22 protein-coding genes are annotated in these 21,193 nt (G+C 26.8%); 16 read left to right on the top strand and 6 right to left on the bottom strand.

Annotation, left to right across the window (positions count from 1 at the left end):
* Positions 1-7: 7 nt before the first annotated feature.
* From AWT65_RS02080 to AWT65_RS02060, 5 genes are all read left to right on the top strand, one after another.
* Positions 8-904 (top strand): ABC transporter substrate-binding protein, encoded by an 897-nt coding sequence (locus AWT65_RS02080; RefSeq protein WP_066728866.1) that lies wholly within the window; start codon positions 8-10, stop codon positions 902-904.
* Positions 901-1,986 (top strand): ABC transporter permease, encoded by a 1,086-nt coding sequence (locus AWT65_RS02075; protein WP_066728864.1) that lies wholly within the window; start codon positions 901-903, stop codon positions 1,984-1,986. Before AWT65_RS02080 ends, AWT65_RS02075 begins: the two co-directional genes overlap by 4 nt.
* Complete coding sequence (locus tag AWT65_RS02070; RefSeq protein WP_066728862.1) at positions 1,986-2,780, top strand: ABC transporter ATP-binding protein; 795 nt, start codon at positions 1,986-1,988, stop codon at positions 2,778-2,780. Before AWT65_RS02075 ends, AWT65_RS02070 begins: the two co-directional genes overlap by 1 nt.
* A gap of 141 nt (positions 2,781-2,921) precedes the next feature.
* Complete coding sequence (locus AWT65_RS02065) at positions 2,922-4,298, top strand: hypothetical protein (protein ID WP_066728860.1); 1,377 nt, start codon at positions 2,922-2,924, stop codon at positions 4,296-4,298.
* Between the two features lie 104 nt (positions 4,299-4,402).
* Complete coding sequence (locus tag AWT65_RS02060) at positions 4,403-5,752, top strand: hypothetical protein (RefSeq protein ID WP_066728858.1); 1,350 nt, start codon at positions 4,403-4,405, stop codon at positions 5,750-5,752.
* A 33-nt stretch (positions 5,753-5,785) separates the two neighbouring features.
* Here AWT65_RS02060 and AWT65_RS02055 read toward each other — a convergent pair whose 3' ends face one another.
* Together AWT65_RS02055 and AWT65_RS02050 are read right to left on the bottom strand one after the other, a co-directional pair.
* The gene (locus tag AWT65_RS02055; protein ID WP_066728856.1) at positions 5,786-6,394 is read right to left on the bottom strand and encodes a copper homeostasis protein CutC; all 609 of its coding nucleotides are present in this window, start codon (positions 6,392-6,394) and stop codon (positions 5,786-5,788) included.
* Between the two features lies 1 nt (position 6,395).
* Complete coding sequence (locus AWT65_RS02050; protein WP_066728855.1) at positions 6,396-7,172, bottom strand: alpha/beta hydrolase; 777 nt, start codon at positions 7,170-7,172, stop codon at positions 6,396-6,398.
* 130 nt (positions 7,173-7,302) lie between these two features.
* On the opposite strand from AWT65_RS02050, the gene AWT65_RS02045 reads away from it, so the two are divergent.
* From AWT65_RS02045 to AWT65_RS02010, 8 genes are read left to right on the top strand one after another with little or no spacing between them, the layout of a single operon-like run.
* Positions 7,303-7,542, top strand: a complete 240-nt coding sequence (locus AWT65_RS02045; RefSeq protein WP_066728854.1) for a type B 50S ribosomal protein L31 — start codon at positions 7,303-7,305, stop codon at positions 7,540-7,542.
* Positions 7,543-7,595: 53 nt separating this feature from the next.
* Complete coding sequence (upp, locus tag AWT65_RS02040) at positions 7,596-8,219, top strand: uracil phosphoribosyltransferase (protein ID WP_066728853.1); 624 nt, start codon at positions 7,596-7,598, stop codon at positions 8,217-8,219.
* Positions 8,220-8,252: 33 nt separating this feature from the next.
* Positions 8,253-8,735: a tRNA (adenosine(37)-N6)-threonylcarbamoyltransferase complex ATPase subunit type 1 TsaE gene (gene tsaE, locus AWT65_RS02035; RefSeq protein WP_066728852.1), complete on the top strand. Its 483-nt coding sequence runs from the start codon at positions 8,253-8,255 to the stop codon at positions 8,733-8,735.
* Positions 8,704-9,375, top strand: coding sequence for a tRNA (adenosine(37)-N6)-threonylcarbamoyltransferase complex dimerization subunit type 1 TsaB (tsaB, locus tag AWT65_RS02030; RefSeq protein WP_066728851.1), 672 nt, complete (start codon positions 8,704-8,706; stop codon positions 9,373-9,375). The genes tsaE and tsaB overlap by 32 nt, the downstream gene beginning before the upstream one ends.
* Before the next feature lie 2 nt (positions 9,376-9,377).
* A complete protein-coding gene (gene ftsY, locus AWT65_RS02025) occupies positions 9,378-10,256 on the top strand; it encodes a signal recognition particle-docking protein FtsY (protein ID WP_066728849.1) in 879 nt (292 codons plus the stop codon).
* A 12-nt stretch (positions 10,257-10,268) separates the two neighbouring features.
* Positions 10,269-11,273, top strand: coding sequence for a phosphate acetyltransferase (gene pta, locus AWT65_RS02020; RefSeq protein ID WP_066728848.1), 1,005 nt, complete (start codon positions 10,269-10,271; stop codon positions 11,271-11,273).
* A 12-nt stretch (positions 11,274-11,285) separates the two neighbouring features.
* Entirely contained in the window at positions 11,286-12,482 is a 1,197-nt protein-coding gene (locus tag AWT65_RS02015; protein ID WP_066728843.1) for an acetate/propionate family kinase, read from the top strand.
* Positions 12,482-13,114, top strand: a complete 633-nt coding sequence (locus AWT65_RS02010) for a hypothetical protein (protein ID WP_066728842.1) — start codon at positions 12,482-12,484, stop codon at positions 13,112-13,114. Before AWT65_RS02015 ends, AWT65_RS02010 begins: the two co-directional genes overlap by 1 nt.
* A gap of 24 nt (positions 13,115-13,138) precedes the next feature.
* On the opposite strand, the gene prfB is transcribed toward AWT65_RS02010, so the two are convergent.
* From prfB to polA, 4 genes are read right to left on the bottom strand one after another with little or no spacing between them, the layout of a single operon-like run.
* Positions 13,139-14,239 carry a peptide chain release factor 2 gene (prfB, locus tag AWT65_RS02005; RefSeq protein WP_066728840.1) on the bottom strand — a complete coding sequence of 367 codons (1,101 nt, stop codon included), beginning with the start codon at positions 14,237-14,239 and terminating at the stop codon, positions 13,139-13,141.
* Positions 14,226-14,549: an AzlD domain-containing protein gene (locus AWT65_RS02000; protein ID WP_066728838.1), complete on the bottom strand. Its 324-nt coding sequence runs from the start codon at positions 14,547-14,549 to the stop codon at positions 14,226-14,228. The genes prfB and AWT65_RS02000 overlap by 14 nt, the downstream gene beginning before the upstream one ends.
* Positions 14,542-15,237 carry an AzlC family ABC transporter permease gene (locus tag AWT65_RS01995; RefSeq protein WP_066728837.1) on the bottom strand — a complete coding sequence of 232 codons (696 nt, stop codon included), beginning with the start codon at positions 15,235-15,237 and terminating at the stop codon, positions 14,542-14,544. The genes AWT65_RS02000 and AWT65_RS01995 overlap by 8 nt, the downstream gene beginning before the upstream one ends.
* On the bottom strand, positions 15,219-17,756 hold the full coding sequence (gene polA, locus AWT65_RS01990) for a DNA polymerase I (protein WP_066728836.1): 2,538 nt from the start codon (positions 17,754-17,756) through the stop codon (positions 15,219-15,221). Before polA ends, AWT65_RS01995 begins: the two co-directional genes overlap by 19 nt.
* An 87-nt stretch (positions 17,757-17,843) precedes the next feature.
* Between polA and AWT65_RS01985 the strand changes: the two genes are divergently transcribed.
* The 3 genes from AWT65_RS01985 (at position 17,844) to AWT65_RS01975 (ending at position 21,163) form a co-directional block, all read left to right on the top strand.
* Entirely contained in the window at positions 17,844-18,905 is a 1,062-nt protein-coding gene (locus tag AWT65_RS01985; protein WP_066728835.1) for a M24 family metallopeptidase, read from the top strand.
* Positions 18,895-19,101, top strand: a complete 207-nt coding sequence (locus tag AWT65_RS01980; protein WP_066728834.1) for an RDAC family protein — start codon at positions 18,895-18,897, stop codon at positions 19,099-19,101. Before AWT65_RS01985 ends, AWT65_RS01980 begins: the two co-directional genes overlap by 11 nt.
* Positions 19,102-19,192: 91 nt before the next feature.
* Positions 19,193-21,163, top strand: a complete 1,971-nt coding sequence (locus tag AWT65_RS01975) for an elongation factor G (RefSeq protein ID WP_066728832.1) — start codon at positions 19,193-19,195, stop codon at positions 21,161-21,163.
* The last annotated feature ends 30 nt before the right edge of the window (positions 21,164-21,193 follow it).

Below are 21,193 nucleotides of genomic sequence, written 5' to 3'. Positions count from 1 at the left end.
GTCAAGTATGAAAAAATTTTTTTACTTAATTCTAATTTCAATTTTACTATTTTCTTGTAAAAAATCTCCTGAACATTTCAAGGTAGGTATTTCAAAAGTTGTATCTCATCCTTCTCTTAATCTTGTAGAAGAAGGTATTAAAGATACTTTAAAAGATAAGAATATAGCTATTGATGTTAAAATTGCTAATGGAGAACTTAGTACTGCAAATTTAATTGCAAACACATTCAAATCAGGAAATAAGTCTTTGGTAGTAGGAATAGGAACTATGTCAGCTCAAGCTTTAAAAAGTGTAAATACTAAAACTCCTTTAGTTTTTGCAGCAGTTTCAGATCCTAAGCAAGCTAAATTACTTGCTCCCAATGTTACAGGAACTTCAGATAATTTAACTTGTGTTGATAAACAACTTGATTTATTATTAAAATATTTTCCTAATACGAAAAATATTGCCATATTTTATTGTGGCTCTGAATTAAATTCTATCTCACAGGTTGAAACTATTGAAAATGAAGCAAGCAAAAGAGGACTACACATATTAAAAGGTAGTGCTACATCTTCATCTGAAATACCACAAGTTGTTAGTAATCTTATTAAAAAAGCAGATGCTATCTACATTCCTACAGATAATTTAATGGTTTCTAATATTTCATATTTAATTGATATTGCAAAGAAAGAAAAGAAACCTCTTATTACTTCTGAAAATTCTTCTGTAAAATTAGGTGCTTTATTTGCATACAGTGTAGATTATTATGAATTAGGTAAAAAAACAGGTCTTATGATACTTGAAATTAAAAATGGTAAAAATCCAAAAGATATTCCTATAGAAGAGGCTAACCCTCATTTATATGTAAATAAAGATACCGAAAAATACTTTGGAATTGAAATTAAGGAGGAACATCAATGAATGACTTATTGATTTTTATTAGTGTTATACCCGAATCAATAAAAATAGGTTTAATTTATTCTATTATGGCTATGGGGGTATATATTACTTATAAGATTTTAGATTTCCCAGACTTAACAGTAGACGGCTCTTTTCCCTTAGGTGGTTTTGTCTTTGCATACTTTTCATTAGCTAATGTATCACCTTTTTTAGGCTTAGTCTTTTCTTTAATTGCCGGAGCATTAGCTGGTTTATTAACAAGCATTTTTCATATAAAATGTAAAATTGACAAATTATTAGCTGGTATTTTAACCATGATTACACTTTATAGTATAAATGCTAGAATTGTTGATAAACCTAGTGTTTTTGTTGATGCTGATAAAACTATTTATGGTCTTGTTTCATATGACAAACATTTTATTTTATGTATAATAATTTCAATAGGTCTTTTAATTCTTAAACTTTTATATGATTATAATATCAAAAAAAATATTTATGTTATTAAAAGTTTTGTAATATATCTAATTATTTTCTTTGTTCTAACTTATTATACTTACTATACTGAAGATATTAGCATGTTTATAACTGCAATAATTGTATTTATTATAAAACTTATTATGGACTATATCTTAACATCTAAATTTGGCTTTATACTAAGAGCCTTAGGAGATAATGAAAATATTGTTACTAGCCTTGGTGTAAGTAGTAACAAATTAAAAATTATTGGACTTATGATATCTAATTCATTAGTTGCCTTATCAGGTGCACTATTTACTCAATATATTAGGGTTATAGATCTTTCTTCTTCAGTAGGTACTATGGTAATAGGTTTAGCTTCTATTATATTTGGCTTAGGTCTAATAAAAAAATCAAGAATAATAAATTACATCTCAATAGTTATTGTTGGTTCTATTGTTTATTATATAATAATTAACTTTGCTCTTACATCTGCTGGTCTTACAGAATCAATTTTAACTTTCTTCCATGTTAATGAGCAAATGATAGCTAATTTATCTATTAAACCAACTGATGTAAAAATAATCACTGCCTTATTATTAGCTATTATTCTAGGAATAGATAGTAAGAAAAAGAAGGTGAAATAATGTTAAATTTAAAAAATATAAAAAAGACCTTTATAACTGAATTAGGTACTGAAAAAAAAGTTTTTACTAATTTAAATCTTGAAGCTAAAGAAGGAGATTTTATAACTATTATAGGTAGTAATGGAGCAGGAAAATCGACTTTATTAAATATAATAAATGGTACTATTGCTGTTGATTCTGGAACTATTGAATTAAATGGTATTGATATAACAAATATTAAGTCATATAAAAGAGCAAAATGGATATCACAAGTTTATCAAGATCCAACCTTAGGGACTTCTCCTTCTATGGTAGTCTTGGAAAATTTATCTATGGCTATGAATAAAGGAAAACCTTTTAATCTATCCTTTGGTCTTGATATAAAAAATATACCTTATTTCAATGAACAATTAAAAGATTTGGGTCTAGGTCTTGAAAATCAACTTTATACAAGAGTTGGAGCCTTATCTGGTGGTCAAAGACAATGTCTATCTTTACTTATGGCAACCCTTAAAAAACCTGCAATACTTTTATTAGATGAACATACTGCAGCTCTTGATCCTCAAACTTCTAAAATAATATTAGAAAAAACAAAAAAAATTATAGAAAAAAACAAACTTATTGCTTTTATGATAACACATAATATGCAAGATGCTATAAAATATGGAAATAGATTACTAATGTTTCACAATGGGACTATAATATTTGACATAAAAGGAAAAGAGAAGGAAGCTTTGACAGTTGAAAAACTTTTAGAAATGTTTAAGCAAAAAGAAATTAAATTATCTGATCTATCAGATAAAGATCTTTTCTAAACAATTATATCAATTTGAAAAAGTAAATTTTTATTTTATAATTATTTACTTTTTTTTATATTTTTTTATTACCACCCTATTAATTTGACCTTTTTTTTATTTTGTTCTATAATTTGTTTATAAATAAGGAGGAAATTTAAAATGAAAAAATCATTATTGTTATCAACATTAATTTTATCACTATGTTCATTAGCGAATAAAACAAAGGGTTCAATAGAATTTTACAACAACAATGAACACAGTTTCGAAAAAACAGAAAATTTATTTAATATTAAAAATTTAGGTGTTAAAGCCAGCATTACAAAAAATGAATTTACAATTGGTGCTAATCTTAAATTTAAGGATTTATACCCTGCATACAGTAATAAATTAGATGTAATGTATAATTTTGCAAATAAATCAAAAATATATGCAAAATATGAAAAATCTTTTGGTGATACAACTCCTTCACTAAAAATTAGCTTTAATCCCGATGTACACCCAGACAAAAATGATAAACCAATATTAATTGGTGATATCAGAGTAAAGGGTAAGGTAGAACTTAAAAGAGATGATATAAATGTAGGAATTAGCTCTCAAACTACATTCCCATTTAAAAATTTTGACAAAATTAAAGACTTCCCTCAAGGACAATTAAGCTACAAAGATACTGTGTTATCAAAACATGATCTTTATTTAAATGGTAATACAAAACACATAAAAGATATTAAGGCAAAATTAGAATTATGCAATTCTTATTCAGAACCACCTTATTCTTTAAAGTATCTTTTTGCAACTTTATCTGCAAATTATTCACCTATAAATACTTTAAAATTAGACCTTGCTTCTAATTTCAAATATCAATTTAATGATGGTCTTGACTTTGAAAAGCAATATACTGGTACAAAAAGATTTATAAATAAAATAGATATTTTTTTAAAAAATATTAGTGGACAAGGTATCTATCAACAACAAGCTTCTTATTTTCAATCACACAATTTAGGAATAGAATATACGGGCTTAAATAAGTTTGATTTTAAAATTAATAACTATGTAAATCATTTAAAATACGAAAATGTATTTGTTATTAAAAACGCCCTATCTTATGGTAATGAATTCAACGCAACATATATGCCCATAGATAATTTAACACTTTCTGCTTATACTCATTTAGGTGGTATGTCATTATTATCTAATATTAATAAAATGCATTTTGGTTTATTTGAAATTAATTTAGGTACTAAATATGACTATAAACCTATTAAGCAACTTACTATAAGTCCTGAATTTAATGTTGCATCTTATTTTGGTATAACAAAAGCAAATCCAGTATTTAAGCATTTAATTTGTGCTCCAGCACTAGAACTTACACCTAAGTTAGCATTTAATTATAGTCCTTTAAATAAATTAAATATAAAGGCAAGTGTAGAAACACCAACAACATTTACAATGCTTAATACAAATAGCCCTAATTATTATAAGTTTGGTTTTAACAACACAATTATAAAAAGTGCCTTTAATGTCAAGTATGAATGGTAGAAAAAAAGCTTACAATTGTAAGCTTTTTTTAGTATTTTCACAATAATTTGACCTTTATTTAATTTTGTTCTATAATCCGTTTGTAAATAAGGAGGGAACACAAAATGAAAAGATCATTATTGTTATCAACATTACTTTTATCACTGTATTCATTAGCAAGTATAACAAATGGTTCAATAGAATTTTATAATGATAACGAACACAGTTTTTATTCAAAAAAAAATTCATTAAAAATAACTGATTTAGGACTTAGAACTAATATAACAAAAAATGGACTTACCATTGGTACTAATCTTAAATTTGATGATTTTTATCCTCAAACTAGCGATAAAGACGATACATTTTCTAATTTTATAAATAATTCAAAAATATATGCAAAATATGAAAAATCTTTCGGAGATACAACAACTTCTTTAAAGATAAGCTTTAATCCTAATATGACTAAAAATCAAGAAGATAAAAATGTCTTAATTGGTGACATAAAAGTCAAAGGAAAAGTTGAGCTTACTCACAATGACTTAACTGCCGGTTTCAGTTCTAAGACTGTCTTTCCTTTCAAAAATTGTGGTCAAGACACTTGCCCCAAATATGGTACTAATGTTTTCTCAAAACATGATCTTTATTTAAATGGTGACACAGAATATATTAAAGATATAGATACAAAATTAGAATTATATAATTCTTATTCAGATACTAGCGATTCTTTAAAATATCTTTGCGCAGCTTTTTCTGTCTCTTATTCACCAATAGATAATTTGAAATTAGATATTGCTTCTAATTTTAAATATCAATTTAATGACGACCTTGACTTTGAAGATATTTACACTGGTACAAAAAGATTTACCGACAAAATAGATGACTACTTAACAAATAACACAGATTTTTGTCTATATCAAAAAGATGCTTCTTATTTTCAATCACACAATTTAGGAATTGAATATACTGGCTTAGATAAGTTTAATTTTAAAATTAATAATTATGTAAATCATTTAAAATGCAAAAATGTATATGGCATTAAAAATGCCCTATCATATGGTGATGAATTCAACACAACATATACACCTATAGATAATTTAACACTTACCGCTTATACTCATTTAGGCGGAGTTTCTTTATTGGGTGAATTTCATAAACCCTTAAATATTGGCTTATTTGAAATTAATTTAGGTACTAAATATGACTATTATCCTATTGACGAAATTACTTTAAGTCCTAGTTTAAATGTAGCTACCTATTTTGGTGTTACAAAATCGACTTTTGATTTAGCAAAATTAGCAGCAGCTCCAACTCTAGAGCTTGATCCTAGACTAGAATTTGATTATACTCTTATAAATAAATTAAATATAACTGCTAGTGCAGAAACACCAATAACATTCACAATACTTAAAGATAATAAATTTGGTTTTCATGATGCAAATATAAAGACCTCTTTAGATATTAAATATGAATGGTAAAAAAAGCTTACTCCCGTAAGCTTTTTCAATCAATCAAACTATTTTTTTACCATGAAATTCATCACTATTTATTAATTTTGATAAATTTTCAACATTATCTTTAGTCACTTTTCCAGCAACTACTATTTTCATTTTATTCTTACAAGCTTGTATTAACTCATTCAAAATATCTTTACCTTCAAATGCAGTATTTTTTGTTCCAGATGTTAATATTCTATCGACACCAAGTTCATATAAGGTATCTACAATTTCCAAAGGATTTGACATTTCATCTATAGCCTTATGAAATACTATCTTAAGTGGTTTTGCACTTTCACATAAAAGCTTCATATTTTCAATATCAAGACTTTTATCTTTTTTTAAAACTCCAAATACAACTGCTTCTACTTTTAAGTCCTTACAAATTTTAATATCTTCTATCATAGCTTTTATTTCTTCTTTTGTATAATTAAAATCTCCACCCCGAGGTCTTATCATACAAGCTATTGGTATATCTAATACTTCTTTACAAATTTTAATTGTTCCATATGAAGGTGTTGTACCACCTTCTTCTAAATTATCACAAAGTTCTATTCTATTTGCACCTTTTTTCTTTGCTAAAATTGCTTCTTCTATAGACCCAACACAAGCCTCATATATCATCTTATTTCCCTACTTTCTCTATAAATTCTCTTATAGTTTTTTCATATAACTCAGGACGTTTTTCATCCATTTCAGAATGTTCTACATTTGGAAATAGAACATATTTTTTAATTTTTCCCTTATATGCATCATATATTTTTTTACTATATTTTGGATATACAAAAGTATCAGCTCCACCATGTAAAAATAGTATTGGAATATTTGTGTTATTTATTTTATCACTTACCTTTATACCTTTTATATCAATTTTTAAATGTGCAAAAGCAACCATTCTTGCTAAAGGTAGAATTGGAAAAGCTGGCAAATTAAATCTTTTCTTTAATTCAGTTTTGAAAACTGAATATATATCATCATAAGGTGAATCTACTATTAACATTTTAACATTCTTAGGAAAATCTTCTTCTACTGCAGCTTGTAAAACCGTTGCAGCTCCCATCGACATTCCATATAGGACAATATCCTTATCCTTATATTCTTTTAAAATATCAATTAAAACTCTTTTTTCTTTTTTTCCAAAAGTATAATATTTGCTTTGATTGTCTATCATTAAAATAGAATAATTCATTTTCATAAATAGATCTTTTTCATTTTCCATTCTTTTTGCATCAGATTTATATCCATGTAAAATAACAGCTAATTTTTTATCATCCCTTTTTATATACTCCACATTTATTCCTTTAGCAACCTTATTAACCATAGCATAATTAAAGAAATATTCACCTATTGCAGCTAATATTATTACTATAACTACTGTTGCTATTAAAATTTTCTTTTTCATATATCCCCTTTCAATTATTTTTTAATTTATTATATCAAAATTTTATTAAAATTGTAAATTATATTCACTTTACATTTATTTGAATATGTGCTATCATTATATGAATAATGAATGAAAGGAGTTTCCACAAATGAAAAAAGGTTTACACCCTGAATACAGATTAGTTGTATTTGAAGACACAAGTAATGGATATATGTTTTTAGGAAAATCTACTAAAAATACTAAAGAAACTATTATGTTCGAAGGTGCAGAATATCCAGTTATTAAGGTGGCTATAAGCTCAACTTCACATCCGTTCTACACAGGAAAATCAAAATTTGTTGATGAAACTGGAAGAGTTGATAAGTTTAAGAAAAAATACAATTTATAATTCTCGCAGAGTTGTTGCTCTGCTTTTTTTTGAAATTTTAGGAGGTATATATTATGGCTATTTTTGAATTTAACCACCCACTTATTGCACACAAATTAACTAATTTAAGAAACAAGGAAACTGACACAAAACTTTTCAGAGAAAGCTTATACGAAATTGCAGCACTTATGGTTTATGAAGCTACAAAGGATTTACCATTAAAAGAAATAGAAATTACTACACCAATTATGACTACAACTACAAAAGTATTAGCAAAACCAGTTACAATTGTTCCAATATTAAGAGCTGGTCTTGGCATGGTAGATGCTCTACTTGATTTAATCCCTAATGCAAAAGTTGGACATTTAGGTGTGTATAGAAATGAAGAAACTTTTAAACCTGTTTACTACTATGCAAAAATGCCTACAAATGTTGTGGAAAGTAAGGTTATTATAACAGACCCTATGCTTGCAACAGGTGGTTCTATAATCTACACAATAGATTATTTAAAATCACTTGGTGTTAAAGATATTACAGTAATGTGTATAATAGCTGCTCCAGAAGGACTAAAAGCTGTTACTGAAAAACATCCAGATGTAAATATTTATGTTTCAGCAATAGATAAAGGTTTGAATGAACATGCCTATATTTATCCTGGTTTAGGAGATGCTGGAGATAGAATTTTTGGAACAAAATAAAAAAAATTATGGTATAATACAATAGAGGATAATATGAAAATAGAAAATAAGAAACTTAATTTTGAACAAATAAATGAAATTATTACTCATATTGCTAAATTAATATCAAAAAATAAAGAAAAAAGTATTTGTATAGGTCTTGTAGGAGACTTAGGTACTGGTAAAACTACATTCGCCAAGAAACTGTTAAAGGATCTTGGCGTTTGCCAACCAGTGAAAAGTCCAACTTTTACTTTTTTAATTGAGTATTTCACAAAAGATATTGATATAGCACATTTTGATGTATATAGAATTAATAATGAAGAAAGCCTTTATGACATTGGGTATTTTGACTACATTGATGCTCCAGGTTTAATTTTGATAGAATGGGCAGATTTAATTAAAAATAGTCTACCTGATAATTGTCTTTTCTTTGAAATAAAACATGATAGTTTAAATACAAGATATATTTCTATATACACAATGAAAGATGGTGAAAAAAATTATGTTGACCTTTACAATTACAACTTCGACTAAACTTGCAAGTATGAGCTTATTTAAAGATGACCTTTTATTAGGAAATATAACTATAAATGTAAAAAGAACTCATTCTATAAATATTTTAAGTCAAGTTAAAAGTCTTTTTGATTGGGCAGATGAAAAAATATCTAATGTAACTCACGTAATAATATCAAAAGGTCCTGGTTCTTTTACTGGAATAAGAATTGCTATGGCTCTAATTAAGGGAATTTTTGCCCTAGATAAAGATGTTGAAATTTATAGTGTCTCTGAATTAGATGCAATATATTACAATGTGAAAAACTTGGGAGATATAATAGTTTCTGGTATTGATTCAAGAAAAGGAAAAATTTACTATAATATCCATACAGACCAGGTAAAAACAACTAATGATAGTATTGGAAATATATATGAACTAATTAAAAATTTTGAAAATTCAGGTAAATCACTTGTTTTTGCAGGAGATATAGCATATAACTATAGAGATGAAATAAATAAATTAAATCATTGTAAATTAAGTTATCATAAGCTTCTAGTAGATTCAAAAATTTTTTACGATATGTTCAAAGAAGGTTTGGCTACAAAAGAAGATATTTCTACCTTAGCTCCATACTATCTTGAAAAATCTCAAGCAGAAAAAGAATATAAAGGAGAATAAATATGTCCCTATTAAAACCAAAAAAAGGCTTTTTTTCTAAATTAAAGGAATTTTTCATGGGTCAGAGTATAAGCGATGATCTTTATGATAATTTAGAAGAACTATTAATTCAATCTGATATAGGTATTAAGACTACAACAAATATTATAGAAGAATTATCAAAGTATAAGTATAAAGAATCTAGTGAAATATATAATAAGCTAGAAGAAATACTTATAGAAAAGTTAAATATATTCAATAATAATAGCCTTAATATTGAAAGAAATAAAAAAAATATTCTTTTAATAGTAGGTGTTAATGGAGTTGGAAAGACTACATCTATAGGTAAAATTGCAAATATGTTAAAAAATAAAAATTATTCAGTAGTTATAGGTGCAGCTGATACTTTTCGTGCTGCTGCTATAGAACAACTAGAAGAGTGGGGAGAAAGAACTAATACTCGTGTTATTTCACAAAGAAAGGGAACTGATCCAGCAGCTGTTGTTTTTGATACGATTAACTATCTGAATGCCGAAAATATAGAAGTAGGAATAATTGATACTGCTGGTCGTTTACATAATAAAAAAGGCTTAATGGATGAACTAGCAAAAATTAAAAAAATTATAGAAACTAAAACTACTAATGCAAATATTGAAACTTTATTAGTAATTGATGCAACAACAGGACAAAATGGCTTGGAACAAGCAAGAATCTTTAATGAGATAACAGCAATATCTGGCATTATTCTAACTAAATATGATGGTACTGCTAAAGGAGGAATAATTTTCCCTATAATCGACGAAATTAAAAAACCAGTAAAATTCATCGGTGTAGGTGAAGGCATCAATGATCTTAAGATTTTTGATGCAAAAGAATTTGTAAAAGAAATTTTTAATAAATAAGGGGAGAATAAAATGTCTAAGAATTTAATTGAAGAAATTAAAGAACAAGTAAAATCAGACAAAAAAAATATTGTGTTGCCTGAATCTGAAGATGAAAGAGTTTTAAGAGCTGCCGCAAAAATTTATGAAGAAAATTTTGCCTCAGTTACATTACTTGGCTCTAAGGAGCAAATTGAAAAAGATGCAAAGAAATATAATTTAAATTTAGGAGATACTAAGATAATAGATCCTAAAAATTTTGAAAATATTGATGACTTTGCTACTGAATATGCTGCTTTAAGAGCTAAAAAAGGAATGACTTTCGAACAAGCTCGTGAAATTATGCTAAAAGATCCTAGATTTTTTGGTGCTATGTTAGTTAGAAAAGGTTATGCTGATGGTATGGTTGCTGGTTCAATATCTCCAACTGCATCAGTTTTAAGAGCCGCTATACAAGTAATAGGTACAAAAAAAGGTCTTAAGACTGTTTCAAGTGCTTTTGTTATGTTGTTGAATAATGACACTTATGGAGAAAATGGTACTTTGATATTCTCAGATTGTGCTGTTATTCCTGAACCAACAGCTGAACAAATAGCTGATATAGCTATTTCAGCCGTTGAAACTGCTACAACTGTAGGTAGATTAAAAGACCCTAAAGTTGCCTTATTAACATACTCAACAAAGGGTAGTGCTGAAGGTGAAACTGTTACAAAAATGAGAGATGCAAAGAAATTATTAGAACAAAGAAATGTTTCTTTTGCCTTTGATGGTGAATTACAATTTGATGCTGCCGTTGTTCCTAGTGTTGCAGAATTAAAAGCAAAAGGTTCTAATGTTGCTGGTCATGCAAATATTATGATTTTCCCTAACTTATCAGCTGGAAATATTGGTTATAAGTTAGTACAAAGACTTGCTGGTGCACAAGCTTTAGGTCCATTCATACAAGGTCTTGCAAAACCTGTACACGATTTATCAAGAGGTTGTAGTGTAGAAGATATAGTCAGTGTAGTAGCAGTTGCTGCTAGCCAATCAAAATAAGGGAGAAAACAAATGAAAATCTTAGTTATTAATAGTGGTAGCTCATCACTTAAATTTGAGTTAATTAATACAGATACACAAAAAACTTATGCAAAAGGTATTTGTGAAAGAATAGGTCTTAGCAATCAAATTTTTACTTATAAGAACTTAGTTACAGGTTATAAAGAAATTGAAAAACCAATATCTATGCCAACACATAAGGTTGCCATTGAAGTTGTAATAGAAAAATTACAAGATAAAGAAAATGGTGTTATTAAATCTATGGAAGAAGTTGATGCTATAGGTCATAGAGCTGTTCATGGTGGAGAATATTTCAAAGATTCTGCCCTTGTTACTGATGATGTAATAGAAAAAATAGAAAGCGTTTCAGATTTAGCACCTTTACATAATCCAGCAAATATTATGGGAATAAAAGTTTTAAAGGCTCTTTTACCTAACAAACCTCAAGTTGTAGTATTCGATACAGCATTCCATCAAACTATGCCTGATTATGCATATAGATATCCAGTACCTGCTGAAGACTATAAAGAATTAATGATAAGAAAATATGGTTTCCATGGTACTTCACATAAATTCGTTAGTCAAACAGTTGCTAAATTATTAAATAAAAAAGATTCAAAAATCATTGTTTGTCATTTAGGAAATGGAGCTTCTATTTCTGCCGTTAAAAATGGTAAAGTAATCGATACATCTATGGGTCTAACTCCATTAGCTGGTGTTATGATGGGTACTAGATGTGGTGATATTGATCCAGCTGTTCCTTTGTACTTAATGCAAAAAAGACATATGACAGCTGAAGAAGTTGATAAAAGATTAAATAAACAATCTGGTTTCTTAGGTATTTTTGGAAAGAGTTCAGACTTTAGAGATATACAAGATGCAATGGCTAAAGGTGACGAAGATGCTAGACTTGCCTATGATATGTTCTGCTATAGAGTAAGAAATTATATAGGTGCCTATATTGTAGCTCTTGGTGGTGTAGATGCTATTGCCTTTACTGGTGGTATAGGAGAAAATGCTGCAAAGGCTCGTGAAGGTATTTGTAAGAATTTGGAATTTTTAGGTATAGAACTAGACTATGAAAAGAATAAAGAAAGAATTCCAGGATCTGTAGATTATTCAAAACCTACTTCAAAAGTTAAGATTTATAAGATAGAAACTGCTGAAGAATTAATGATAGCTCAAGATACTGCTAGATTGGTTAAATAATGGGTATATTTAGTAAAGAATATATTTTGGCATTAGGTCTAAGCTTTATTATTACATGTTTTCTTTTATTAATGGGCTTTATAATTAAAAATAGAAAAAAATATTCTAATTTTTTAGCTTTCATTTTAATAATACAGAAAATTGTTGAGCTTACTTTGTTAGTATTAATGGAAAATAGAAATTTATTAACCAATTTTTCTTTAGTTACTTTATTTATATTTATTTGTAGTTTGCTTTATTTATTAACAAATAATAAATTGATTTATAATATTATTTATCATTTTATGTATATAATAATATTAATTTTACTATTCCATGTTGGTTATTATACAAAGCCTTTTTATCTATATGTGAAGACTTTGGGTTATTTCTTAATTTTACTAACAATTATTTCTGGAAATTTCTTTCAAAGACAAAGAATATACTTTAGTGGCTATGTAGCTAGTATTTTATCCTTCTTTGTTCTTGTAATTTTATCTGGAATTTTAAATAAAAGCTTTGGTCTAAATAACCTTTATTTGGTAAGTTATTTATTGCAAGCATTTACAATATTTAATTATCATATTTATGTAATAATATTAATGATATTGAATTTAATAGGAATTACATTCCTATATTTACTAAAAAAATAAATAATACAAAAATACCCCTATTTACTAAATAAGGGTATTTTTTTGTGATTTAAATTTAAGATAGGCATTAATAAATTCATCTATATCTCCATCTAAAACTTTATCTACATTTCCTTCTTCATATTTTGTTCTATGATCTTTTACTAATTTATATGGTTGCATAACATAAGATCTAATTTGGCTTCCCCATTCAATCTTATTTTCTTCTCCTTTTATTTCTTTCATTTCTTGTCTTTTTCTTTCTTGTTCTACTTCAAATAATCTAGCTTTCAATACTTTCATAGCTGATTCTTTATTTTTAATTTGTGATCTTTCATTTTGACAAGTTACAACTATACCTGTAGGTTTATGAGTGATACGAACAGCAGAATCTGTTGTATTTACATGTTGCCCACCTGCACCTGATGATCTATAAGTATCTATTACTAAATCTGCCATATTTAAATTTACATCTAGGTCATTTTCAATTTCAGGAATTACATTTACAGCTGTAAAAGATGTGTGTCTTCGTGCGTTTGAATCAAAAGGTGAAATTCTTACTAATCTATGTACTCCTTTTTCGCAGGCAAGTAAACCATAAGCATAAGCTCCTTTAACATTAAAAGTTATAGATTTTATACCTGCTTCTTCTCCAGCTAACATATCAAGAACTATACATTTGAACCCCTTCTTATTTGCCCATCTTTCATACATTCTAAAGACCATATTTGTCCAATCACAAGCCTCTGTTCCACCTGCTCCTGAGTTAATAGTTACAATTGCATTATATGTATCATATTTATCACTTAATAAAATCTTATTTGAAAATTCAGTAGTTATTTCAACAAATTCTTCGTAAGTTTTTTCTAATTCTTTTTTTGAATTTTCATCACCACTTTCTATAAAATCTATTAAAATTTCTATATTACTATAAACCTCATTAATTTTTTCTATTTGTTCTAAAGTTAATTTTAATATATTTATTTCCTGCAATACTTCTTGATTGTCTTTTCTATCCCAAAAGTCTTCTTGCATCATTTGACTTTCTAATTCTTGTATTTTCTTTTTCTTTTTTTCAACTTCAAAAGTTCCTTTTATATTATCATATATATTGATACTTTCTTTTTTTATTTCAAAAACTTCCATTCAAAATCTCCTTTAATACTATTATTGTTGCAAGAGATAAAAAGGCTGTAAGACCCATACTCTTTTTTTTATATGCTAAAAATGTTACTACACCCATTGCTATTAATACTAAAAATACATCCTGTGTTTTATTTCCAATAGATGTGAATATTTCAGGAAAAGTTAAAACACTTAAAATGGTAATAGGCATAAGTTCAAATACTCTATTTATTCTTTTATTATTAGGTAATTTAATTAAAATAGGCAAAGATTTAAAGAATAAGGTTATCAAAAATACTGCTATAATTATTATATATATTTTATTATTCATTAAATTTCTCCTCCACAAGCATTATAATTAGGGGTGCTATTATAATTGTTAATAACATTGTTATAGACTGACTAAGACCTATAAGGCTCAAAACTATTTTTATAACTATACTTAATATTACAATTGAAATATATGAAAAATTTTGAAATAAACTAATAAGCAATAAATATAGAAAAATTGCATATAGAATAAAATTAAGTGAATTTGTATACTTCAATGGTATTAATGAGCCAAAAATAGAACCTAGCATTGTTGAAATACAAAAGAAAGCATAAGCACAAAAACCAAAACCTATAGTTTCATAGATATTATATAATTTATTTATACTATAATATGAAACACATTCATCTGTTAGAAAAAAAGCATTCAATACTTTTAAAAAATTATTTTCTTTTTTTTGCTTATTTAAAATAGTTATATTAATCAGTGCATACCTTATATTTATTATTGCACTTGCTAAAATTATTTGTAAAGTGCTTGCATTGGCTTGTAATAATTTTATAATTAAAACTTGACTACTTCCTGCATAAATAATTACACTCATAAGTGTAGTGGTTAATAATTGTAATCCTGCTTTACTTGCAATAAAGCCAAAAGTGAAAGCAAAGGGGAAAAAAGCTACACCCATAGTAATACCTTTTTTTGCTCCTATTAATATTTTCTTTCCTTTTATTTTAAATCCCCCCATTTATCAGCTATATTATAGTTTACTTTAAGTTTTACCTTTTTAAATTTTATCGTATTTTCCATTATATTTTTTATTTCTTTTGCTTTTTCATCTGCTTCATCTTCTTTTAATTCAAATATTAATTCATCATGTACTTGTACCAACATTTTGTAGTTTTTCTTTTGTAATTCTAACATAACTAATTTTATAATATTAGCTGCTGTACCTTGTATAACTGTATTTATAGCCATTCTTTTTGCTTGTTCATGTAATAATGAATTTTTAGAATTAATTTCTGGTATATATCTTCTTGTACCAAATAAAGTTTCAACATATAGTTTTTGACTACAATCGGAAACAATTTCCTCTAAGAATCGTGTAACACCAAGATAAGTTTCAAAATATGTATCTATATATTTTTTTGCATCTTTAACTGATATTTTTAACTCTTTTGATAAACCATAAGAAGTTTTACCATAAAGAACACTGAAATTAATAGTTTTACCTATATTTCTTTGTACCTTATCTATTTTTTCTGCAAAAGGAAATAACTTTCTTGCTGTATGTTCGTGAAGATCTATATCTTTTTCATAAGCTTGTAATAAATGACTATCTCCTGATAATTCTGCTAATACTCTTAATTCTATTTGTGAATAATCAAAAGATACTAATTTCATCCCTTTTTCTGCTATAAAACAATTTCTTATCATATTTCCTTCTTTGGTTCTAGTTGGTATATTTTGTAAATTAGGATTTTGTGAAGATAATCTACCTGTAACTGTCCCTGTACCATTGAAGCTAGAGTGTATTCTATCATTTTTATCTGCATATAAAGGTAAGGGCTCAACATATGTAGATATTAGCTTTTTATAATATCTAAAATTCAATAAATGCTTAGCTATTTCTATACCCCTATTAGCTAAAATTTCTAATACCTCAGCATCTGTTGAAAAACCTCTTTTTGTTTTTTTTACTCCTTCAATTTTCATTTTATTAAATAGTACATCTGCTAATTGAGCAGGTGATTCTATATTAAAATCACAACCTGCAAGCTTAATTATTTCTTTTTTTTCTTTATTTACAATATCATCAAAAGTTTTAAATAATTTTTTAAATTGATTTTTATCTATTTTTATTCCATTTTCTTCCATTTGAAATAAAGTAAAAATTAAAGGCTTCTCTATCTTGTTATATGTATCTTTTTCATCAACTTCTTTTAATTTTTTCTTCATTAATTTTTCTATTTGAAATAGATAATAGCATATTTTTATTTGTCTATCTTTTAATTCTTCTAAAGTTATATTTTTCAATATTTTTTTATCTAATTTTATAATAGAAATATCTGCATATTTCAACAATATATTTTCTATTTCAAAATTATCTGCCGTATTAATTACATATGCTGCTATTAATATATCAAAAAAGTTAGAACTTTTAAGCCCCTTATGAAAATATTGCTTTGCATCATATAATATCATTTCAGCCTTTGTATTTATTTCTTCTAAATTTATCTTTTCAGAAAATAGTGTGTTTTCTTCTATATTTTCACAAATATATACTATATTCTCAACACAGCATGAAAAAAAGTTATCAGTATAATATATTGAAGCCTTAGTTGCATTTTTTAAAATACTTCTTATTTTTTGAAAATCACAGTTACTAACCTGTATCTTCACTTCTTTTTTTTCTTTATTCAATGACTTTAAAAAAGTATTAAGTTCTAGATTTGAAAATATTTCTTTCAATTTTTCTATATTTTTTTCTTTAATACCCAAATCTTCTATATCAATATCAAAGTCTATATCTCTTTTAACTTTTGCTAATTCTCTAGATAAAAAAGCCTTTTCTTTATCCATAATTAATTTTTCTTTTATTTTTCCCTTTATTTCTTCTATATTTTCATAGATATTTTCTAAAGTATCATATTTTTCAATTAATTTTGAACCTGTAACATCTCCTATACCTGTAACTCCTGGAATTCCATCAGATTTATCACCCTTTAGTCCAAAAAAATCTGGTATTTGATTTGGATAAACTCCTAATTTTTTCTTTACTCCTTCATAAGTAGAAATAACTTCCCCTTTACCTAGTAAATGTATAAATACATTGTTATTATCTGTTACTAATTGCTGTATATCCTTATCTCCTGTATATATATGCACTTCAAGTCCATTTTTCAAGCCAAAAGTTGTAAGTGTTGCAATAACATCATCTGCTTCATAGCCTTCTTTACAAAATGAATTAATTCCATAATCTTTTATTATTTCTTTAATAATATCAACTTGTTTAAGCAAATCATCAGGCATAGCTACTCTATTCGCCTTATATTCTTCATACATATTCTTTCTATTTAAGTCAGCTTTTTTTACATCATAGGCTGCAACTATATATTCAGGCTTTGTGTCTAAACATATTTCTAGTTGCTTTACAAAGCCAAAAATAGCTCCTGTTGGAAAGCCTTTACTATTCATTAAATTTTGCATTGCATAGTACGATCTATACATTATTGCACTTGTATCTAATATTACTAATTTTTTCATTTTACCCTCACTTTTTCTACTCTCATTATATCAAAAAACACCTTAAAAAAAAAGCAATATAATGCTATAATCAAAATGGTGATATTTATGGAAAAAATAAGAAAATTACAAAAATATATTAAAGAAAATAAACTTTCTGGTTTATTTATAACAAGTCCTAAAAATGTATTCTATTTAACTAAACTTGCCTGTGATCCTCACGAAAGATTACTGGCTCTAATTATTAAACAAGATGAAATTCATTTGTTAGTTCCTGCTATGGAATATGAAAATGCAAAAAGAAGTGTAGATAAAAGTATAAATATTGTAAAATATCTTGATACTGAAGATGGTTATGCCTTATTAGAAAAAAATACAGGTAAACTTTCTAACTTAGGCTTAGAAAAAAAGCATCTTACTATTGATAGATATGAAAGAATAGAAAAAATATTTAATATTCAAAATTTTACTTCAATTGATGAGCTTTTAATAAATTTAAGAAAATATAAAAGTAATGATGAATTGGAAAAAATTAAAAAAGCCTGTTCTTTAGCTGACTTAGCTATAGATATTGCTAAAAAAAATTTAAAAGAAGGTATTAGCGAATTAGAGTTAAAAGCTATAATCGAATTTGAAATGAAAAAATATGCAAAAGCTATGTCTTTTGAAACTATAGTTCTTTTTGGTAAAAATGCCGCTGATCCTCATGGAGAAAGTGGACATACAAAATTAAAAAATGGAGATTTAGCACTTTTTGACTTAGGAGTATATTTTGAAGGCTATGCTTCAGATGAAACAAGAACCATATATTTTGGAACACCTAATGCTGAAGCTCAAAAAATTTATGAAGTTGTTAAATGTGCAAATATGGAAGCAATAAAAGCTTGCAAACCTGGTGTTAGTTTTGCAAGTATAGACAAAATAGCAAGGGATATAATAAAAAAAGCAGGTTATGGTGAATATTTCACACATAGATTGGGGCATGGCTTAGGCTTAGATGTCCATGAATATCCTGATGTATCTGAAAAAACACAAGATTTATTAGAAGAAAATATGGTATTTACAATAGAACCTGGTATATATAAGCCAGGTATTGCAGGCGTTAGAATAGAAGATGATATTGTAATAACAAAAAATGGTTGTGAGGTGTTAACAAAATATGAGAAATAATAATTTTACTATAGAAGAATTCCTTGATTTACAAAAAAGTATAAAGACAAAATTACATTTAAGAGATGCTTGTGGAGGTAATGTTATTGAAATAGAAGATAAAAATGAAGTAAAAAATATACAAGAATATTTTGAAAAAAAAGGTATTAGTGTCAATTTCAGTCCAGATAAAAAATATGTATATAAACTTTTATAATTTTTTTATTCATAGTTAATCTTCAAAGATTTTTTGTCTATTGTAGCAACATAGGTTATAATATATTAAATAAGTTTTTGGAGGTTTTTTTATGAGAGTATATGATGTTTTAAATATTAGAAATATTGCAATATTAGGTCAAACGGGAGCTGGAAAAAGTAATTTTATTGAATCTTTAGAGTTTACTGCTGGTCTTACTAATAAGATTAGCAATCCTAATGATGAAATAAAGATTTCAAAAACAACTATGTTAAATACTATAGAATATCAAAACACAAAATATAATTTTTTAGATGTTCCAGGGTATATTGATTTTTCTGGAGAAATGAAATCTGCCTTAACTGCAGCTAACTGTGCAATAATTGTAGTCGATGCAACAAGTGATTTATCAATAGGTACAGAACTTGCCTTTGAGGCAACAGATGAAAAAAAACTTCCTAAATTTATATTCATCAACAAAATCGATAGCGAAAAAGCTGACTTTGATAAAATTATTCATCAATTAAAAGAAAAATTTGGAAAAAGAATAGCACCTTTTCACATTCCTTGGGGTAAAGGTGAAAGTTTCAAAGGACATATCAATATAGTTGATCTTTATGCAAGAGAATATAATGGTAAAACTTGTGATGATGCTAAATTACCTGAAGGTATTTATTATACCGAAATAAGAGATATGTTACTTGAAGCTGTAGCAGAAACTGATGAAAATTTAATGGATAAATATTTTGCAGGAGAAGAATTTTCAACAGAAGAAATACATAGAGGCTTAAGACAAGGTGTTATAGATGGAACTCTAGTTCCTGTTATTTGTGGTTCAAGTTACAAAAATATAGGTTTACATACAACTTTTGATATGATAAAAGAATATATGCCTTCACCTTTAGATGATGAAAATATAATAAATAATAAAGATTTCATAGCACAAATTTTCAAAACTGTAATTGATCCTTTCTTAGGTGTTCTTTCTTATGCTAAGGTACTTTCTGGAGAAATTAAACAAGAAACTGAAGTATATAATATAAATAAAAATAAAGAAGAAAAAATCGGTAAAATTTATACTTGGTCTCATGAAAATTTAATTGAATTACCTAAGGCAATAGTTGGAGATATAGTTGTATTTTCAAAATTAACACATACCAAAAATTCTGACACTTTAAGCACAAATCCAAAAATATTAGCTTTAGACGAAATTGCTTTCCCTAAAGAACAAATGTTAATTGCAATTGTCCCTGAAAATAAGGCTGACGAAGATAAAATATCTACTGCTTTACACAAATTAAGAGATGAAGATTCAACATTCTATTGGAGAAGAGATACTGAAACAAAACAAACTATTTTAGGTGTACAAGGAGAAATGCACGCTAATAAAATAATTGAAAAATTAAAGAAAAAATATGGCGTAAAAGTTATTGTAACAAAACTTAAAGTACCCTATAAAGAAACTATTTTAGGATCTTCTGATGTACAAGGGAAATATAAAAAACAATCAGGTGGACATGGTCAATATGGTGATGTAAAAATAAAATTTAGTCCTTGCAAAGAACATTTTGAATTTGAAGAAGAAATTGTTGGTGGTGTAGTACCAAAATCATATATCCCTGCTGTAGAAAAAGGATTAATAGAAGCTATGAAAGAAGGAGTTTTAGCTAATTATCCAGTTACTGGTATAAAAGCTGTGCTTTATGATGGTTCTTATCATGAAGTAGATTCATCAGAAATGGCATTCAAAGTTGCTGCTTCACTTGCTTTCAAAAAGGGAATGCTTGAAGCTAAACCTATATTATTAGAACCTATTATGGAATTAAAAATAACTATCCCTGAAGAATATGTTGGTGATATTATGGGTGACATTAGTAAAAAAAGAGGTAGAGTTCTAGGAATGGAAAGTTTGGAAAATAAAAAGCAAATGTTAATTGCCAAAGCTCCTATGTCTGAAACCTTTAAATATATAAATGATTTAAAGGCTATGACTCAAGGTCGTGGAAAATTTGAAATGACTTTCTCAAATTATGAAGAAGTTCCTCAAGAACTTGCAACTAAAATTATTGAAGATAGAAAGTAAAAGAATAGCAGTTGTTCTATTAGAGCAACT

The organism is Sneathia sanguinegens (assembly GCF_001517935.1).
Lineage (GTDB): Bacteria > Fusobacteriota > Fusobacteriia > Fusobacteriales > Leptotrichiaceae > Sneathia > Sneathia sanguinegens.
The sequence above is the reverse complement of the archived record's forward strand: the minus strand, read 5'-3'. Positions and strand labels throughout refer to the sequence as shown.

Coding starts and splice junctions, on each gene's coding strand:
- AWT65_RS02080 (WP_066728866.1), top strand. CDS start 8: ATGAAAAAATTTTTTTACTTAATTCTAATTTCAATTTTACTATTTTCT.
- AWT65_RS02075 (WP_066728864.1), top strand. CDS start 901: ATGAATGACTTATTGATTTTTATTAGTGTTATACCCGAATCAATAAAA.
- AWT65_RS02070 (WP_066728862.1), top strand. CDS start 1,986: ATGTTAAATTTAAAAAATATAAAAAAGACCTTTATAACTGAATTAGGT.
- AWT65_RS02065 (WP_066728860.1), top strand. CDS start 2,922: ATGAAAAAATCATTATTGTTATCAACATTAATTTTATCACTATGTTCA.
- AWT65_RS02060 (WP_066728858.1), top strand. CDS start 4,403: ATGAAAAGATCATTATTGTTATCAACATTACTTTTATCACTGTATTCA.
- AWT65_RS02055 (WP_066728856.1), bottom strand. CDS start 6,394: ATGATATATGAGGCTTGTGTTGGGTCTATAGAAGAAGCAATTTTAGCA.
- AWT65_RS02050 (WP_066728855.1), bottom strand. CDS start 7,172: ATGAAAAAGAAAATTTTAATAGCAACAGTAGTTATAGTAATAATATTA.
- AWT65_RS02045 (WP_066728854.1), top strand. CDS start 7,303: ATGAAAAAAGGTTTACACCCTGAATACAGATTAGTTGTATTTGAAGAC.
- upp (WP_066728853.1), top strand. CDS start 7,596: ATGGCTATTTTTGAATTTAACCACCCACTTATTGCACACAAATTAACT.
- tsaE (WP_066728852.1), top strand. CDS start 8,253: ATGAAAATAGAAAATAAGAAACTTAATTTTGAACAAATAAATGAAATT.
- tsaB (WP_066728851.1), top strand. CDS start 8,704: ATGTTGACCTTTACAATTACAACTTCGACTAAACTTGCAAGTATGAGC.
- ftsY (WP_066728849.1), top strand. CDS start 9,378: ATGTCCCTATTAAAACCAAAAAAAGGCTTTTTTTCTAAATTAAAGGAA.
- pta (WP_066728848.1), top strand. CDS start 10,269: ATGTCTAAGAATTTAATTGAAGAAATTAAAGAACAAGTAAAATCAGAC.
- AWT65_RS02015 (WP_066728843.1), top strand. CDS start 11,286: ATGAAAATCTTAGTTATTAATAGTGGTAGCTCATCACTTAAATTTGAG.
- AWT65_RS02010 (WP_066728842.1), top strand. CDS start 12,482: ATGGGTATATTTAGTAAAGAATATATTTTGGCATTAGGTCTAAGCTTT.
- prfB (WP_066728840.1), bottom strand. CDS start 14,239: ATGGAAGTTTTTGAAATAAAAAAAGAAAGTATCAATATATATGATAAT.
- AWT65_RS02000 (WP_066728838.1), bottom strand. CDS start 14,549: ATGAATAATAAAATATATATAATAATTATAGCAGTATTTTTGATAACC.
- AWT65_RS01995 (WP_066728837.1), bottom strand. CDS start 15,237: ATGGGGGGATTTAAAATAAAAGGAAAGAAAATATTAATAGGAGCAAAA.
- polA (WP_066728836.1), bottom strand. CDS start 17,756: ATGAAAAAATTAGTAATATTAGATACAAGTGCAATAATGTATAGATCG.
- AWT65_RS01985 (WP_066728835.1), top strand. CDS start 17,844: ATGGAAAAAATAAGAAAATTACAAAAATATATTAAAGAAAATAAACTT.
- AWT65_RS01980 (WP_066728834.1), top strand. CDS start 18,895: ATGAGAAATAATAATTTTACTATAGAAGAATTCCTTGATTTACAAAAA.
- AWT65_RS01975 (WP_066728832.1), top strand. CDS start 19,193: ATGAGAGTATATGATGTTTTAAATATTAGAAATATTGCAATATTAGGT.